The organism is Faecalibacterium sp. DFI.5.82 (genome assembly GCF_029076575.1).
Classification (GTDB): Bacteria; Bacillota; Clostridia; order Oscillospirales; family Ruminococcaceae; genus Faecalibacterium; species Faecalibacterium duncaniae.
In genome coordinates this window covers 1-314 of the sequence record NZ_JARFIS010000430.1, presented here as the reverse complement: position 1 = coordinate 314, position 314 = coordinate 1, and the positions used below count along the sequence as shown (strand labels likewise).

At 55.1% G+C, this 314-nt stretch carries 1 protein-coding gene; it reads right to left on the bottom strand.

Annotated elements, in window-relative coordinates:
* Positions 1–294, bottom strand: a 294-nt coding sequence (locus tag P0G09_RS17295; protein WP_275253289.1) for an ABC transporter transmembrane domain-containing protein, incomplete at its 3' end; no start/stop codon positions are given.
* Positions 295–314 lie beyond the last annotated feature (20 nt).

Sequence of the window (314 nt, the reverse complement as noted above, 5' to 3'; positions counted from 1 at the left end):
GAGCTTGCGGTTGGCGCGGCGGGAGAACTTGCGGAAGATGACCGTGAAGATCACGATGAAGGGCACAAAGCAGAGCACCATCAACGTCAGCTTGTAGTTCAGGCAGAGCATGGCCACCAGAATGCCCAGAATGACAAAGCTGTTCTTGGTCAGCTGGACCAAGAGGATTGTGAACATCATGGAGATGGCGTTGGTATCGTTGGTCACACGGGTGACCAGCTTGCCCACGGGGATCTCGTTGAGCTGCTCGTGTGCCAAAGATTCAATGTGGCTGAACAGATCCTCGCGCATCATCTCCGATCTGCGCGAGGATC